This is a genomic window from Roseicyclus sediminis (assembly GCF_025515305.1).
GTDB lineage: Bacteria > Pseudomonadota > Alphaproteobacteria > Rhodobacterales > Rhodobacteraceae > Roseibacterium > Roseibacterium sediminis.
The window spans coordinates 371,749-386,182 of sequence record NZ_JAOPHT010000002.1 but is presented as its reverse complement, the minus strand read 5'-3'; the positions used below and the strand labels follow the sequence as shown (position 1 = coordinate 386,182).

Here is a 14,434-nt window from a genome sequence, read left to right as displayed (position 1 = left end):
GTCTCCCTCAGGCCTTGGGCATGGCGTAGACGCCGCGCCCACTGGCCAGAAGGCGTCCCTGGTCGTCGAAGATCTCGGCTTCGCAGACCGACAGGGCCTTGCCCGATTTCACGACCCGGCCCTTGCAGGTCAGGTCTTGCTGCATCGCCGGGCGGTGATAGTCGACGCGCATGTCGACGGTCGGTACGCCGCGCCCGGTCTGGGACACCAGCGCCCAGTCCGCCGTCAGGTCGACGAGCGTGGCGAGGATGCCGCCGTGGGTGTAGCCGGCGTCGGCGTTCACCACCCATTCGGGCCGCCAGGTTGCTGTGATGGTGATGGTGCCGTCTCCGACCTCCGTCACCTTCAGTCCGAGCCACTGGTGGAACGGGCCGCGCAGGAGCTTGGCCTCGACTTCGGCGGGGGTCATCGTTGTCTCTGACATCTCGTTTCCTTCCTCAGGGCGTGACCACGACCTTGCCCATGACCTCGCGGTCGCGGATCAGGCGCAGGCCTTCGGCTGCCTCTTCCAGCGGGACGACCTTGTCGACGACGGGCTTCAGCGTGCCTTCCTGGATCATGTCCATCAGCGCCGCGAGGTTGTCGTCGTAGAAGCTGTTCGAACCGATGATCTTCAGCTCGAAGCTCCAGATGTAGCGCAGGTCTTCCTTGGGATCGTGGCCGGCGGTCGCGCCGCAGGTCAGGATCGAACCGCCGCGCTTGACGCATTTGAGCGAGGGGATCCAGGTGTCGCCGCCGGTGAAGTTGATGAGGACATCGACGCCGCCGTCATAATTCCGGCGCTGCGGCTTGCCGAACTGGGCGATGGCCCATTTCGAGAAATCCTCCTCGCGGTAGTTCACGACGTGGTCGGCGCCCAGCTCCTTCAGGCGGTCGAGCTTGTCCTGGCTTCCGGCGCAGGCGATGACCTCGCAGCCCATCTGCTTGGCGAGCATCACGCAGCCCGTGCCGACGCCGCCTGAGGCGCCGAGGATCAGGACCTTGTCGCCCTTCTTGATGGTGTTGTGCGTCACCAGCATCCGGTGCGCCGTGCCATAGGCCACCGGAAGCGAGGCGGCATCGACATAGCTGACATCGGAGGGCATACGGATCAGCTGCCCGGCGGAGACGACGCAGTATTCCGCCATTCCGCCGTCCAGCATCTCGCCCATGAGGCCGACACCGGGGCAGAGCGGATTGACGAGGACCCGGTCGCCCGTGGACCAGCCTTCGACACCCTCGCCGATCTCGACGATCTCGCCTGCCATGTCGAGGCCGATGATGACGGGCATCGGCACCTTGATGCCGGGCATGCCCTTCACGGTGAACACGTCGTGGTAGTTGAACGAGGATGCGCCGACCCGGATGACCACGTGGCCGGGTTTCACCTCGGGACGCGGGTAGTCGTTCACGACGCTCAACTGGTCGAGATCTCCGTGTTCGCGCAGCACGAGGGCCTTCATAGTCTTGGACATGGTTTCTCTTTTCGTTGCTGGTTTCGATGTCTGTCGTGGTTGTGCCACGCGGGTCGCGGGCAGGGCAGGGGTCGATGGGTCACGGTGGTCTGCAGCTCCCTGTCCACGGCCGGGGCGGTGCGGCCCCGGCCGTGGCGGCGCCATGGCGGCGCCAGGCGGTGAACGGGCCCGCGACGGGTGGCACAGCCCCGTGTCCCTTGGCAGGGCCGTGCGTTCCGCGCAGTGACGTGTCGCGAGTGTTCACCGTCATTCCTTCGAAGTCACGACCGGGCACGACCGGCGCGCAGCGTTCGAACGCTCCGCCGCCTCGCCCGGCCAATTGTCGACATGGACCGTTTTTCTTGCCCATCGCTCATGCGGCGTCCATCCGCTTCGGGCGGAAGATCGCGCAGGCCGGATCGACGTCGTAGGCTGGCAACAGCGACGGCGCGCGGCGCGCCACGTCGAGCACCGCACCTATGGCGCGCGTGGCCTCCTCGTCGGTCAGGAGATAGGACAGGTTCATCCGGACGAAGCCCGGTTTTTCCGTCTCGCGCCCCTCCAGGATCGCCCGGCGCATGTGCTCGGAGGCCTCGGCGTCGATGCCGAGTAGATCGTGGACATAGGGGCCCGCGCAGGCGCATCCCCCGCGCACCTGCACGCCATGCAGGTCGCTCAGGAGCCGCGTGACGAACTGGTGATGCACGAGATGTCCCTCGGTGTCGCGGACGCGGAAGGACAGGATCGGCAGGCTGTCGCCGCCGGGATTGCCGAGAAGCTCGATCCGGGGTTCCGCGGCGAAGGCCGCGATCGCCATGTCGCGCAGGGCGGCGCCGCGCGCGGCGATCCGGTCGAGGCCCGCCGCCTCCTTCACCGCGAAGGCCAGCGCCGTGCGGATGTCGCCGATCACGTTGGGTGTGCCGGCCTCCTCGCGCGCCTCCAGGCAATCGCTGTAGTCGTGACCCTCGGGCGAGACGAATTTCACCGTGCCGCCGCCCGGCCAGCTGGGCCGTTCGGTCACGACGGCGTCCCGCCGCACGATCAGCACGCCCGAACTGGCCGGGCCGCCGACGAACTTGTGCGGCGAGAGGACGATGGCGTCGAGCTCCGCACCTGCGTCCGGGGTCATCGCGATCGGCAGGTAGGGGCCGCCGGCGGCGTAGTCCCAGACGGATTTCGCCCCGGCCGCGCGAAGCCTGCGGGTCACCTCGGCGACGTCGGTGCGCGCGCCCGTCACGTTCGATGCGGCCGAGAAGGCGCCGACCACCAGCCGCCCCGCGGCCCCGGCCAGCGCCGCGTCCAGCGCCGCAAGGTCGGGCCCGCCGCCTTCGGCCTCGGGCAGCTGCCGCACTTCGGCGCCGCTTTCGCGCCAGGGCAGGATGTTGGAGTGGTGTTCGTAGGGGCCGATCAGGACCAGGGGCCGTTCACCGCGCGCCGCCGCCGCCGCGATCCCGAACAGGTGCACGAGCCGGTTGATCCCCGCGGTCGCGCCTGAGCCGCAGAAGATCACTGCATGTTCCGGTCCGGCGCCGCAGGAGCGCGCCACGAGGGCCCTGGCCGCGCGCCGCATCTCCGTCATCCGCGCGCCGCAGTGCGAGGCCTCGGTGTGGCTGTTGGCGTACCAGGGCAGCACCTCTTCAAGAACGAATCGCTCCGTCTGGAGAAGCGCCCGGCCGGAGGCGGTGTAGTCGCAATAGAGGATCGGTTTGGGGCCGAAGGGGCCGGCGAGGGGCATATCCTTGCCGATGAGCCCTGAACGCAGTGTCTCAAGGGCGTCCGGGCCTCCGAGAGAGGCCTGAAACCGTTCGAAAAGCGTTGTCGGGGACGAATCAAACATTGCCGCACCTTCCCTTACCGCGTAGAACAATATCGTCACTCAACCGTGGAATCACCACACAATTACCCCGCAAATGGGCGAAACGTGCAAGGTTTGTTATGAAGGATGGCATCGAACTAGATCAAGTTGATCGCCGGCTTCTACTTGCGATTGAGCAGAACGCCGGGCTTTCTCAACGTGAGCTTGCAGAGCGGGTCGATGTTTCCCTGAACGCGTGCTGGCGGCGGTTGAAGCGGCTGCAGGAAATCGGGGTCATCCAGGGGTCGCGCTCGGTTCTGAACCGCGAGGCGCTTGGCCTCGATCTTACCGTGTTCATGATGATCAAGACGCACCACCACTCCGGGGAATGGTCACGCGATTTCCGCCGTCATGTCGAGGCGATTCCCGAGGTGACCGAGTTCCACCGCATCGGGGGGGAGTGGGACTACCTGATCCGCGTCGTGACGACCAGCATGTCGGGATACGACAAGGTTTACATCCGGCTGATCGAGCATTTCGATCTGGCGACGGTGACCGGGTATTTCTCGATGGAAACGATATTCGAGGGGCGCCCGCTGATGGCGCGGCTGACCCATTGATCGAACCGCGCCATGCCGGGGCAGGGCGCGACAGGAAACCGAAAACGGGACGGGAAGAGCAATGAAGGACGGACGAGAGCAGCAGGACGACGAGACGTTTCGCGACTTTCTGGAACGGCTGCGCGCGGCCGGTGAACTGGTGGACCTGCACCAGCCCGTCGATATCCGCCACATCGCGACGCTTGTGGACCAGTCCGACAAGGCGCTCATGTTCCATGATGTGATCGGCTACGACATGCCGGTCGTGTCGGGCATCATAAGGTCGCAGAAGCGCGCGATCATGTCGATGGGCTGCACCGACTATCCCCAGATCGAGGCCAAGCTGAAGGCCGCCATCGACGCGCCGGTGTCGCCCGTGCGGGTCGAGACATCGAGCACGCTGGAAGTGATCCAGACGGGCGATGATGTGGACCTCTACGAATTGCCGATCCCGATGTCCTCGGTCCATGACGGCGGGCCGATGATCACCGCGGGCATCGTGATTTCCCGGGACCCGGAATACGGAATGAACTCCGGCATCTACCGCTTCATGGTGAAGGAGCGGAACCTGACCGGCATCGACATCGTGACGCCGAACAACATGCGCCTGTTCGCGCAGCGCGCCTACGAGGCCGGCCGCCCGCTGCCGATCTCTATCTCGATCGGCAACCATCCCTACGAGATCATGGGCTCGGGCTTCCGCGCGCCGCTCGGCATGGACGAGATGGCGATCGCGGGCGGCATCCGGGGCATGCCCGTGGCGCTCGGCGCGGGGCAGACGATCGACGTGCCGCACATCGCCGACAGCGAGATCGTGCTCGAGGCCGAGATCCTGCCCACGGGCTGGGTCCACCCCGAGGGCCGCTTCGGCGAGTTCACCCGGCTCATGGGCGGTCTGCACTGGAACCCGCTGGTGCGGGTGAAGTCCGTGCTGCGCCGCAAGGACGCCGTCTACTACGCGCTGCACATGCCCTGGGAGAACACCTGGCTTGCCGCGCCCACGCGCTACACCGCAATCCGGCAGGCGCTGAAGACCGCGGGCATCAACGTCAAGGACATCAACGTCACCCTCGGCGGCTGCGCCTTCTGGCACGTGGTCATCTCGATCCGCAAGCAGGCGGGCGAGGGCAAGAACGCGCTTCTCGCGGCGCTGTCGGTGATGGACATCAAGCATGTCGTGGTCGTCGACGAGGACATCGACGTCTTCGACGCGACGGACGTGGAATGGGCCATCGCGACGCGCGTGCAGGGGGACCGCGACGTGATCGTCATTCCGGGCGCGCGCGGCAAGCCGCTCGACCCGTCGCTGGCGCCGACGCCGGTGGGGGTCGTGCCCACGACGGCCAAGGTGGGCATCGACGCCACCATCGGCGAGGGTATCCCGAAGGAGCGGTTCGAACGCATCGCCTATGCCTATGCGGATACCGCAAAGATCGACGACTACGTGGCCGGCAAGGCGGATGCCGAAGGTCGCGCCGCCGCCGAGCATGCCGAGATTGCCGAACTGGCCGACAAGATCGCCGACATGATCGGCAAGGAGCCGGTCTACTACCAGGCCATCGCCGAGGCATTCTCGGACTATGCCTTCCCGATCGTCGCGCGGGCTCTGGGGCAGCTGCATGCCACCGAGCGGCTCTGGCAGGATCCTCGCGGGCGGATGTGTCTGCGCGGGTCGGACTTCGCGGCCAAGCCGCCGACGGCCCGCTGAGATGCGGGCCATCGCCCATGTCCGCGGCCCGGCTCCTCCCGTCGCGACGGGGACGGCGCGGGGTTTGCGCCCGGTGGCCATGGGATGTTTCACTGGCGCGGGCGCGCGGGCGCGCCGCCGCCACTCGAGACTCACGAAGCGAAGGGAGGGCCGGCACGACATCTGAGAGACCGAGGTCGCGCGCAGCGTCGCTGTGGCGGGCCGGGGCGACCCGGCCGCAGATCGCCAGCCGGATGATGCGCGGGACGGGCCCCGGAAAGGCCCGACACGTTCGCGGGGCAAGCCCATGACATAAACCGTTCATGGGATCGCGCCGGGGAGGAGACCGGCTACCACCAAGGAGGGGTGGAGAGGCGGAATAGCGCTGGACTAATCGACCGAGGCGCTTCCACAGTCACAAGCAAACGGGTCCCGTACCCGGACAACAGGAGGGAAGTAAAATGAACAGAAGAGCAATTCTCGCAGGTGCGATCCTGGCGATGGCCGCAGCGGTCCCGACCGCGTCGATGGCCGAGTGGCCGGAGCGTCCGATCCGGATGATCGTGCCCTTCGGACCGGGCGGCGGCGCCGATACGCTGGGCCGGACCGTGGCGGAACCGCTGGGCCAGCTGCTCGGCGTCGAGATCATCGCCGAGAACGTCACCGGCGCAGGGGGAACCATCGGTGTCGGCACCATGGCGAACTCCGAGCCCGACGACTACACGATCGGCGTCATCAACGTGTCGACCAACGTGATCGCGCCCGCGGTCCGCGACAACCTCACCTACGACGCGCAGACCTCGTTCGAGTATATCGCCATGCTGGGCGGTGCGCCGACGGTCATCGCCGTCAACCCCGATGTCGGGATCAACACGCTCGAGGAACTGGTGGAGGCCGCGCGCAACGCCTCTCCGCCGATGGCCTACGGCTCGCCCGGCACGCTGACGATGTCCAACCTCGTCCCGGCCAAGTTCTTCTCCGATATCGGCGTCGAAGTGGAGCACGTGCCCTACCAGGGTGCCGCGGAAGCGGTCATCGATGCCGTCGCGGGCCACATCCCGTTCACCGGCACGACCTTCTCCACGGCACGGCCGCAGCTTGACGAGGGAACGCTCATTCCGCTCGCGATCTCGACCCCCGAGCGGGTTCCGTCCTACCCCGACGTTCCCACCTTCGCCGAGCTTGGCCACCCGGACCTGACCTCGGTCACCTGGTTCGGCCTCGCGGCCCCCGCGGGCACCTCGCCCGAGGTCGTCGCACGACTGAACGCGGGCGTGAACGAGGTTCTTCAGCGTCCCGAGATCATCGAGGCGCTCGAGAACCAGGGCTTCATCGTCCAGCTGATGACCCCCGAGGAGTTCCGGGCCTACCAGGTCACCCAGTTCGAGCTGTTCGGACCGGTGGCCGTCGCGGCGTCGCAGGAATGATCATCTGCCGCCCCGGTTTCGGCCGGGGCGGCACCCCCACCCCCGGGTCGGTCCGTGCCGGATCGTCTCGATCAGTCGACCTCGTGGGACGCGGACATGAACAAGCCTAACTGGCAGGACATCTGGGGCGGCGTACTCATCATCGCCTTCGGTGCATTTTTCGCCTGGTATGCCCAGCACACCATGAACCTGGGATCTCTCCGCCGCATGGGCGCGGGTGCGTTTCCCCTGGGTGTCGGCATCATTCTCATGATTCTCGGCGTGCTCATCGTCTTGCCCGCGCTGCGCAAGCCCGGACCCAAGATCGAGTTCGCCATCCGGACGCCACTGATCATCCTGGCGGCCGTCTGCGCCTTCGCCTTCTGCGTGCCGCGGCTCGGCGTGGTTCCGGCGATCTTCGCCACCGTGTTCATCTCGTCGCTGGCTGACCGGCGCCTCACACCGTTGTTCTCGTTCCTCGTGTCGATCTCGCTCAGCGCGGCCATCTGGCTGCTGTTCGTGCAAGGCCTCAACCTTCCCATCCCGATGTTCGACTGGAGCTGGTAATGGAAATCCTCGCCAACGTAGCGCTCGGTCTCGAAACCGCGCTGGAGCCGACCAACCTGCTCTACTGCTTCCTCGGGGTCGCTCTTGGCACCATCGTCGGGGTCATTCCGGGCGTCGGGCCGCTGGCGGCCATCGCGATGCTCATTCCGCTGACCTTCTACCTCGACCCGACGCCCGCGCTGATCATGCTGGCCGGGATCTGGTACGGGACGACCTATGGCGGCTCGACGGCGTCCATTCTCCTGAACGTGCCGGGGACGACATCAGCGGCGGTGACCGCGCTCGACGGCTATCCGATGGCGCAGCAGGGCCGGGCCTCCGTCGCGCTCTTCATGACCGCGGTGGCGTCCTTTGCGGGCGGGTCCATCGGGATCATCGTGATGATGGGCTTCGCACCGCTGATCGCGCAATACGCCCTGAATTTCGGGCCGACGGAGTATTTCGCGTTGATGTTGCTCGGGCTGGTCGCGGCGGCCTCGCTGTCGGACGGCCCCCCGGCGAAGGGTCTGGCGGTCGTGACGCTCGGTGTAGCCTTCGGCTGCATCGGGACCGACATCTACTCGGGCGCGCAGCGCTTCACCTTCGACTCGCTCAACCTCATGGACGGGCTCAACCTGATCGCGCTCGCCATCGGCCTTTTCGGCATCGCCGAGATCATCTCGACCGCGGGCCGGAGGGAGCCGACGATGGTCACGAAGGACTCTGTCCGCCTGCGCGCCATGATCCCCACGAAGGACGACCGGCGCCGGTCCTGGATGCCGGTCTTGCGGGGCGCGGGCTTCGGCTCGTTCTTCGGCACGCTTCCGGGCACGGGCCCGTCCATCGCCTCCTTCGTCGCCTATGCCTTCGAAAAGCGGATCTCGAAGACGCCCGAGCGTTTCGGCAAGGGCGCGATCGAGGGGATCATGGCCCCGGAAGCCGCGAACAACGCGGCCGACCAGACGGCCTTCATCCCCACGCTCGCCCTCGGTGTTCCTGGAAGCGCGACCATGGCGCTGATGCTGGGCGTGCTGATCATCCACGGCATCCAGCCCGGCCCGACCCTCATGGCCCGCGAGCCCGAGCTGTTCTGGGGCCTCGTCATGTCGTTCTGGATCGGCAACCTTCTGCTGCTGGTTCTGAACATCCCGCTCGTCGGTCTCTGGGCGCGGCTGCTGCTGGTGCCCTATTACATCCTTTATCCCGCGGTGCTGGTGTTCATCTGCATCGGCACGCTCAGCGTGCAGCAGAACATCTTCCACGTCTGGACGGTCGCCTTCTTCGGCGTTGTCGGATACCTGATGCGCGTTCTGGGGTTCTCGGCCGCGCCGCTCCTGCTGGGCTTCGTGCTGGGACCGCTGATGGAGGAGCATTTCCGCCGCGCGATGCTGATTTCCGGAGGTGATTTCGGGTTCTTCTTCGACCGGCCGATCTCGGCGGTCGTGATGTGCCTCACCGGGATCCTGCTGGCGCATTCACTCTACCGGACGGTGCGCGCCAAGATGAAATCCAAGGCCGGCAGCGCGGCGTGATGGCGGGAAGGCAGGCAAGGACCGGGGCCGCGCCGGCGTGAACGTCAGGCGCCCCCGGCCAGTCCCCGGTAGATCATCAGGAGCGCCCCGAAGCTGAGCGCCGCGCGGTACCATGTGAAGTAGTCGCCATCGCTCAGCCGGTCCGTCACCAGACTGCCGAGATAGCCCGCCACCAACCCGAAGGGCAGCAGCAGTCCCGCCTCGATCATGATCGTCGTGGTGACGTGCCCGCTGACCCCGAGAACCGAGATCCGCCAAAGCAGCACGATGCCGATCAACAGGATCAGCGTGCTGCGGAATTCCTGGCGGCCGGGGACGAAGGCGCGGATATAGAGCGAGACGAAGGCGATCGAGGCCGCGCCGACCACGCCCGCGATCAGCCCCGTGATGGTTCCGAAGACCGGGCCGACGATGCCCTGGTGCTTGCGGACCAGCGGGTGCAGCGGGTCAAGCAGGCGGAACTGGTCCATCGCCATCGACATCAGGATGATCCCGCCGGCCAGGACCGACAGGTTCGGTCCGCTGAGCCTGCCGAAGATCCAGACCCCGAGGATGATGGCCGGCAGCACGAAGATCGCGAGCTTCAGCACCAGCGACCGCCGCCCGTGCCGTATGCCGTTCGGCATCAGCTGCACATGGGTCATCAGGTTGGAAATCGCGGCCAGGACCACCGCGTGGTGCGCCTCGACGACGAAAGTCCCGCCGACGATCAGCAGGGGCACCGCGCCGAAGCCGAAGACGCCCTTGATCATGAAGGCGATGGCGTAGATCGCCGCCAGCGCCGCGATTTCCCACCCGGTCATCCCGGGAAAGATGGGGATGCCGGCGATCTCCATGCTCAGCCGTTGCCGCCCGAGTAATGCCTTTGGACGATCATGCCGGTTCGTATCCCAGGATGGCCTTCAGTTCGGTGAAGTCCTCGAGCCCATGGACCCCCTGTTCGCGCCCGTTGCCGGATTGCTTGTAGCCGCCGAACGGCACATCGCCACGCGCCGCGGCGTAATTCAGGTAGACCCGCCCGGCCCGGAGGTTGCGGGCGAGACCGCGCGCACGGTCGAGATCTGGCGTGCTGATGTAGGCGGCAAGCCCGTAGATGCTGTCATTGGCGATCTCGATCGCGTGGGCCTCGTCGGAATAGCCGATGATCGACAGGACGGGGCCGAAGATCTCCTCGCGCGCGATGGTCATGTCGTTGGTCACGTCGGCGAAGACCGTCGGGCGCACGAAGTAGCCCTTGTTGAAGCCTTCCGGCAGGCCCGGGCCGCCGCAGGCCAGCGTCGCACCCTCGTCGATGCCCGTCTGGATCAGGCCCTGCACCTTGGCCCAGTGCTGCGCGCTGACGAGCGGGCCGAGATCGGTGTCCGGCGCGCGCGGATCGCCGACGCGCATGGCCAGGGCGGCGCGGCGGGCGATCTCGGCGGCCTCGTCCATCCGGTCCTGCGGGACCAGCATCCGTGTCGGGGCCTGGCAAGACTGGCCGGTGTTGCGGAAGGCCCGTGTCGTGCCCGTGGCGACGGCGCTTTCGAGGTCGGCGTCGGGCAGGATGATGTTGGCGGATTTGCCGCCAAGCTCCTGGTGGACGCGCTTGACGGTGTCGGCGGCGGCATGGGCCACCGCGATCCCACCACGGGTGGAGCCGGTGAAGGACACCATGTCGACGCCGGGATGGCGGGACATGGCCGCGCCGACCGAGGGACCATCGCCCTGAACCAGGTTCACGACACCCTTCGGCAGGCCCGCCGCGTCCATCACTTCGGTCAGGATCACAGCGCTCAGGGGCGAGACCTCGGAGGGTTTCCAGACCGAGGTGCAGCCCGCCGCGAGGCTGTAGGCGATCTTGGAGGCGGCCTGGTTCAGCGGCCAGTTCCAAGGCGTGATGAAGGCGCAGACGCCGATCGGTTCCCGCACGACGAGTGAAGTTCCCACCATCTGTTCGAAGTCGTAGCTTCGCACGATTTTCGCCGCGCGTTCAAAGCGTTCGCGGGCCATCTTGATCTGGACATTCCGCGCGAATCCTTCGGGCGCGCCCATTTCGGTGATCACGGCATCGACCAGCGCGTCGGTGCGCCTGTCGTATTCCGCCACGATCGCCTCCAGAAGGTCGGCACGCTCGGAGGGACTGAGCGCGGCAAAGCCGGGAAAGGCCCTGCGCGCCGCGTCCACGGCGTCGTCCACGTCCGCTTCGGAGGCCAGCATGATCGTTGCGGCGACCTCCTCGGTCGCGGGGTCGATCACGTCGAAGGGGCGGCCGTTCGCAGGCGCGCGCCAGGTGCCGTCGATGAAGATGGACTCCGTATGGCTCATGGTGGCGATCCTCCCCGTGGCGTACCCTTTAAACGCCGCCGGTGGTGCCCCCGGAGCGCTTGCGGGATTCTGTTTTGTCCGACATAATACGTAATACGTTTTACCGATGCGGGCAATCACGATAGGCAACCGGGGGAGATCATGAGGGACGCAGAAACGCTGCACATGGCCTATGGCTCGGACCTGATGGCGCAGGCCTTGCGCGATCTCGAGGTCGAGTACGTGTTCATCAACCCCGGTTCCAGTTTTCGGGGGCTGCACGATTCCCTGGTGAACTATCTTGGCGACGAGACGCCGAAGATGGTGCTCGCCACCCACGAGATGACGGCGGTCGCGATGGCGCATGGCTATGCCAAGGCGACCGGCAAGACCGGGGTTTGCATCCTGCACAACCTCGTGGGACTGATGAACGGCTCCATGGCCATCTTCAACGCGTTCTGCGACCAGGTGCCCATGGTGATCTTCGGCGGCAGCGGCCCGGCGGATCCCGGGCAGCGGCGCTTCATCGACTGGGCCCATTCGGCCAACACGCAGGCCGATCTCGTGCGCCCTTACGTGAAATGGACGGACGAGCCCGCGTCACTCGACGGCGCGATGGATTCGATGCTGCGCGCCTTCCGCATCGCGGGCACCGCGCCCAAGGGGCCGGTCTATGTCTCGCTCGATGCCGGGCTGCAGGAGGAAGAACTGTCCGCGCCGCGTGCCTCGGGCGCGGACCTGCCGCGCTATCGTCCTGCTGCCCCCATCCATCCCGATCCGGCCGCGGTCGAACGGGTCGCGCGCGCGCTGCTCGACGCCGAGATGCCGTTGATCGTCTGCGGCCGCCTCGGGATCGACGCCCGCGCCACCGCGCCGCTCGTCCGTCTCGCGGAAGCTACGGGCGTTGCCTATCTCGATGATCGGACCACGGTCTGCTTCCCCTCGCTCCATCCCCAGAATCTCAACGGGGACAAGGAGGTGCGCAAACTCGCCGACCTCATCGTCGCCGTGGACGTGCAGGACCTGACACTTGCCACCAAGGGGTACGGGGTGGGTCGCAGCAACATCATGGGGACCGGGGCAGGGGCCGCCGGCGCGCGGATCGTCGACGTGTCGCTCAACGACTACTTCGGCAACTCGTGGAGCCGCTTCGGCGGCCCGACCCCGCCGCTCGACGACCAGATCCTTGCCGATCCGCTCACGACGCTCGAGGCGCTGGCGGACGCGGTGGAGCGCATCGGGGGTGACGCCGCGCGCATCGCCGCGCGCAAGGCCGCGCTGGCCGCGCGCCACGATGCGATCCAGGCGCGGCACGCGGAGGCATTGGCCCGCCGCTCGGAGGAAAGCCCGATCTCGATGGAGAAGCTGACCCACGAGGTCTACCAGGCCGTGAAGGACGAGGACTGGCGTCTCGTGGTGCGCAACCATCGCACCTGGCGTGACGGGTATTTCCCCTTCTCGGGCGCGGGCGACTACCTCGGCGGCGATGGCGGCGGCGGCGTGGGCTATGGCCCCGGTGCGGCGGTGGGTGCGGCACTGGCGCTCAAGGGCAGCGGCGTTTTCCCGGTCGCGATGATCGGCGACGGCGACTTCATGATGGCGCCGGGGGCGGTCTGGTCGGCGGCGCACATGGAAGTGCCGCTTCTCATGGTGATCCTCAACAACCACTCCTGGGGCAATGACGAGTTGCACCAGCGCGAGGTGGCCCATCAGCGCGGCCGCGACGTCAGTCGCGCCCATATCGGCCAGCGCACCGAGGAACCGCATGCAGACCTCGTGAGCATCGCGCGGGGCTTCGGCGCATGGGCACCCGAGGTGGTCGAAGATCCCGCGACCCTCGCCCCGGTCTTGCGCGAAGCGGTCAGCCGGGTGAAACAGGGACAGTTCGCGGTGGTCGAGGTCATCACCGCGCTGGAATAGGGCGGCATGGACAGCGCGAGCGACAGCAACGAAGCGAATACCGGCGCGCGCGCCCTCTTCGCGGTCGAGCGGCCGCAGATGCTCCTGCGCGACCAGGTGCTAGCCAAGCTGCGCGAAGCGATCATCACCGGGGTCTATCGCCCCGGTGAGCGTCTTCTGGAACGCGAGCTGTGCGAGATGCTCGATGTCAGCCGCACCTCGGTCCGCGAGGCGCTGCGCCAGCTGGAGATCGAGGAACTGGTGTCGGTCGGCCCGCGCGGCCGCCCCTTCGTCACGGAGATTTCCGCCGAGGCCGCGCGCGAGATATACGAGTTCCGCGTCGTTCTGGAGAAGTCGGCCGTCGCGATGTTCATCGCCCGCGCGCCGCAGACCGCCTTCGCCGAGTTGGAGCGGTTGAGCGGGGCCTTCGCGGATGCGCTCGACCGGGGCGACGTGAAGGCACGCCTGCAGCTCAAGTCCGCGTTCTACGAGACGCTGTTCGGCCACGCCGGGAACCCGCCGATGCAGACCGTCTTCACCCGGCTGTTCAACCGCATCGGCTTCCTGCGCGCGCGGTCGCTGCGCCGGATCGACAACGCGGCACTTCGGTCCGCCGAGCTGCAGGAGATCGTCGACCGCATCCTTGCGCGCGACGTGGCGGGCGCCCAGGCCTCGATCGAGCGGCACGTTCGGTCGGTGGGCGACCTGGCCGTCGACTATCTTGAAACCGCTTCGCGGGAGGCGCGCGATGGCTGACGGGTTCTGGCCCTTTTCCCTTTCATTCTACAACGATGCTGAGGTGCAGGCCTCCTGCATCGCGTTCCAGGACACCCATGGCGGGGATGTGAACGTGATGCTCTACCTGCTGTTCCGTGCGCGGGATGGCGGGGCCTACGATGCAGCCGGCGTGGCGTCCGTCGATGCCGCTGTCGCGCCGTGGCGCGAGGAGGTCGTGCGCCCGCTGCGCGCCGTGCGGCGGGTCCTCAAGACACAGGATTACCTTCCGGACCGCGAGGCGCAGGAGGGGTTCCGCGCCAAGATCAAGAAGGTGGAACTCGACGCCGAGAAGCTGCAGCAGGCGGTGCTCGAGGGGAACGCGCCGCCTCCGGGCATGACGGGTCTCGCCCCGCGCGACGCCGCAACCCGCAGCCTGGCCGCCTATGGCGCGATGCTGGGCACGGATCTGCCCGACGGCCTCGTGCGGGTCTTCCTCGACCGGCTTGAGGCCGTCGCCTGAGCCTCGCCTTTCCCCGA

Annotated in this window: 13 protein-coding genes; 8 read left to right on the top strand and 5 right to left on the bottom strand. The window is 67.2% G+C overall.

Annotated elements, in window-relative coordinates:
- Nucleotides 1-7: 7 nt before the first annotated feature.
- The 3 genes from N8I71_RS04335 to N8I71_RS04325 all read right to left on the bottom strand — a co-directional run bounded on the left by N8I71_RS04335 (nucleotide 8) and on the right by N8I71_RS04325 (nucleotide 3,270).
- The gene (locus N8I71_RS04335) at nucleotides 8-424 is read right to left on the bottom strand and encodes a PaaI family thioesterase (protein WP_262876703.1); all 417 of its coding nucleotides are present in this window, start codon (nucleotides 422-424) and stop codon (nucleotides 8-10) included.
- 13 nt (nucleotides 425-437) lie between these two features.
- Entirely contained in the window at nucleotides 438-1,454 is a 1,017-nt protein-coding gene (locus N8I71_RS04330; RefSeq protein WP_262876702.1) for a zinc-binding dehydrogenase, read from the bottom strand.
- Between the two features lie 352 nt (nucleotides 1,455-1,806).
- Nucleotides 1,807-3,270 (bottom strand): aminotransferase class V-fold PLP-dependent enzyme, encoded by a 1,464-nt coding sequence (locus N8I71_RS04325; RefSeq protein ID WP_406676068.1) that lies wholly within the window; start codon nucleotides 3,268-3,270, stop codon nucleotides 1,807-1,809.
- 98 nt (nucleotides 3,271-3,368) lie between these two features.
- On the opposite strand from N8I71_RS04325, the gene N8I71_RS04320 reads away from it, so the two are divergent.
- The 5 genes from N8I71_RS04320 (at nucleotide 3,369) to N8I71_RS04300 (ending at nucleotide 8,998) form a co-directional block, all read left to right on the top strand.
- Nucleotides 3,369-3,848 carry an Lrp/AsnC family transcriptional regulator gene (locus N8I71_RS04320; RefSeq protein WP_262876700.1) on the top strand — a complete coding sequence of 160 codons (480 nt, stop codon included), beginning with the start codon at nucleotides 3,369-3,371 and terminating at the stop codon, nucleotides 3,846-3,848.
- 61 nt (nucleotides 3,849-3,909) lie between these two features.
- Nucleotides 3,910-5,535 carry a UbiD family decarboxylase gene (locus N8I71_RS04315; RefSeq protein ID WP_262876699.1) on the top strand — a complete coding sequence of 542 codons (1,626 nt, stop codon included), beginning with the start codon at nucleotides 3,910-3,912 and terminating at the stop codon, nucleotides 5,533-5,535.
- A 440-nt stretch (nucleotides 5,536-5,975) separates the two neighbouring features.
- Nucleotides 5,976-6,941: a Bug family tripartite tricarboxylate transporter substrate binding protein gene (locus tag N8I71_RS04310; RefSeq protein WP_262876698.1), complete on the top strand. Its 966-nt coding sequence runs from the start codon at nucleotides 5,976-5,978 to the stop codon at nucleotides 6,939-6,941.
- Between the two features lie 96 nt (nucleotides 6,942-7,037).
- The gene (locus tag N8I71_RS04305) at nucleotides 7,038-7,487 is read left to right on the top strand and encodes a tripartite tricarboxylate transporter TctB family protein (protein WP_262876697.1); all 450 of its coding nucleotides are present in this window, start codon (nucleotides 7,038-7,040) and stop codon (nucleotides 7,485-7,487) included.
- Nucleotides 7,487-8,998, top strand: coding sequence for a tripartite tricarboxylate transporter permease (locus N8I71_RS04300; protein ID WP_262876696.1), 1,512 nt, complete (start codon nucleotides 7,487-7,489; stop codon nucleotides 8,996-8,998). The genes N8I71_RS04305 and N8I71_RS04300 overlap by 1 nt, the downstream gene beginning before the upstream one ends.
- Nucleotides 8,999-9,042: 44 nt before the next feature.
- Here N8I71_RS04300 and N8I71_RS04295 read toward each other — a convergent pair whose 3' ends face one another.
- Together N8I71_RS04295 and N8I71_RS04290 are read right to left on the bottom strand one after the other, a co-directional pair.
- On the bottom strand, nucleotides 9,043-9,834 hold the full coding sequence (locus N8I71_RS04295; RefSeq protein WP_262876695.1) for a sulfite exporter TauE/SafE family protein: 792 nt from the start codon (nucleotides 9,832-9,834) through the stop codon (nucleotides 9,043-9,045).
- 37 nt (nucleotides 9,835-9,871) lie between these two features.
- Nucleotides 9,872-11,302: an aldehyde dehydrogenase family protein gene (locus N8I71_RS04290; RefSeq protein ID WP_262876694.1), complete on the bottom strand. Its 1,431-nt coding sequence runs from the start codon at nucleotides 11,300-11,302 to the stop codon at nucleotides 9,872-9,874.
- Between the two features lie 141 nt (nucleotides 11,303-11,443).
- Between N8I71_RS04290 and N8I71_RS04285 the strand changes: the two genes are divergently transcribed.
- The 3 genes from N8I71_RS04285 to N8I71_RS04275 are packed head-to-tail and all read left to right on the top strand — an operon-like array spanning nucleotide 11,444 to nucleotide 14,417.
- Nucleotides 11,444-13,201, top strand: coding sequence for a thiamine pyrophosphate-binding protein (locus N8I71_RS04285; RefSeq protein ID WP_262876693.1), 1,758 nt, complete (start codon nucleotides 11,444-11,446; stop codon nucleotides 13,199-13,201).
- Between the two features lie 6 nt (nucleotides 13,202-13,207).
- On the top strand, nucleotides 13,208-13,936 hold the full coding sequence (locus N8I71_RS04280; RefSeq protein WP_262876692.1) for a GntR family transcriptional regulator: 729 nt from the start codon (nucleotides 13,208-13,210) through the stop codon (nucleotides 13,934-13,936).
- The gene (locus N8I71_RS04275; RefSeq protein ID WP_262876691.1) at nucleotides 13,929-14,417 is read left to right on the top strand and encodes a TIGR02444 family protein; all 489 of its coding nucleotides are present in this window, start codon (nucleotides 13,929-13,931) and stop codon (nucleotides 14,415-14,417) included. The genes N8I71_RS04280 and N8I71_RS04275 overlap by 8 nt, the downstream gene beginning before the upstream one ends.
- The last annotated feature ends 17 nt before the right edge of the window (nucleotides 14,418-14,434 follow it).

Bases quoted from the DNA above. Each gene is read 5' to 3' on its own strand.
- N8I71_RS04275 (WP_262876691.1), top strand. From the start codon at position 13,929: ATGGCTGACGGGTTCTGGCCCTTTTCCCTTTCATTCTACAACGATGCT.
- N8I71_RS04300 (WP_262876696.1), top strand. From the start codon at position 7,487: ATGGAAATCCTCGCCAACGTAGCGCTCGGTCTCGAAACCGCGCTGGAG.
- N8I71_RS04295 (WP_262876695.1), bottom strand. From the start codon at position 9,834: ATGGAGATCGCCGGCATCCCCATCTTTCCCGGGATGACCGGGTGGGAA.
- N8I71_RS04335 (WP_262876703.1), bottom strand. From the start codon at position 424: ATGTCAGAGACAACGATGACCCCCGCCGAAGTCGAGGCCAAGCTCCTG.
- N8I71_RS04285 (WP_262876693.1), top strand. From the start codon at position 11,444: ATGAGGGACGCAGAAACGCTGCACATGGCCTATGGCTCGGACCTGATG.
- N8I71_RS04320 (WP_262876700.1), top strand. From the start codon at position 3,369: ATGAAGGATGGCATCGAACTAGATCAAGTTGATCGCCGGCTTCTACTT.
- N8I71_RS04305 (WP_262876697.1), top strand. From the start codon at position 7,038: ATGAACAAGCCTAACTGGCAGGACATCTGGGGCGGCGTACTCATCATC.
- N8I71_RS04325 (WP_406676068.1), bottom strand. From the start codon at position 3,270: ATGTTTGATTCGTCCCCGACAACGCTTTTCGAACGGTTTCAGGCCTCT.
- N8I71_RS04330 (WP_262876702.1), bottom strand. From the start codon at position 1,454: ATGTCCAAGACTATGAAGGCCCTCGTGCTGCGCGAACACGGAGATCTC.
- N8I71_RS04280 (WP_262876692.1), top strand. From the start codon at position 13,208: ATGGACAGCGCGAGCGACAGCAACGAAGCGAATACCGGCGCGCGCGCC.
- N8I71_RS04310 (WP_262876698.1), top strand. From the start codon at position 5,976: ATGAACAGAAGAGCAATTCTCGCAGGTGCGATCCTGGCGATGGCCGCA.
- N8I71_RS04315 (WP_262876699.1), top strand. From the start codon at position 3,910: ATGAAGGACGGACGAGAGCAGCAGGACGACGAGACGTTTCGCGACTTT.
- N8I71_RS04290 (WP_262876694.1), bottom strand. From the start codon at position 11,302: ATGAGCCATACGGAGTCCATCTTCATCGACGGCACCTGGCGCGCGCCT.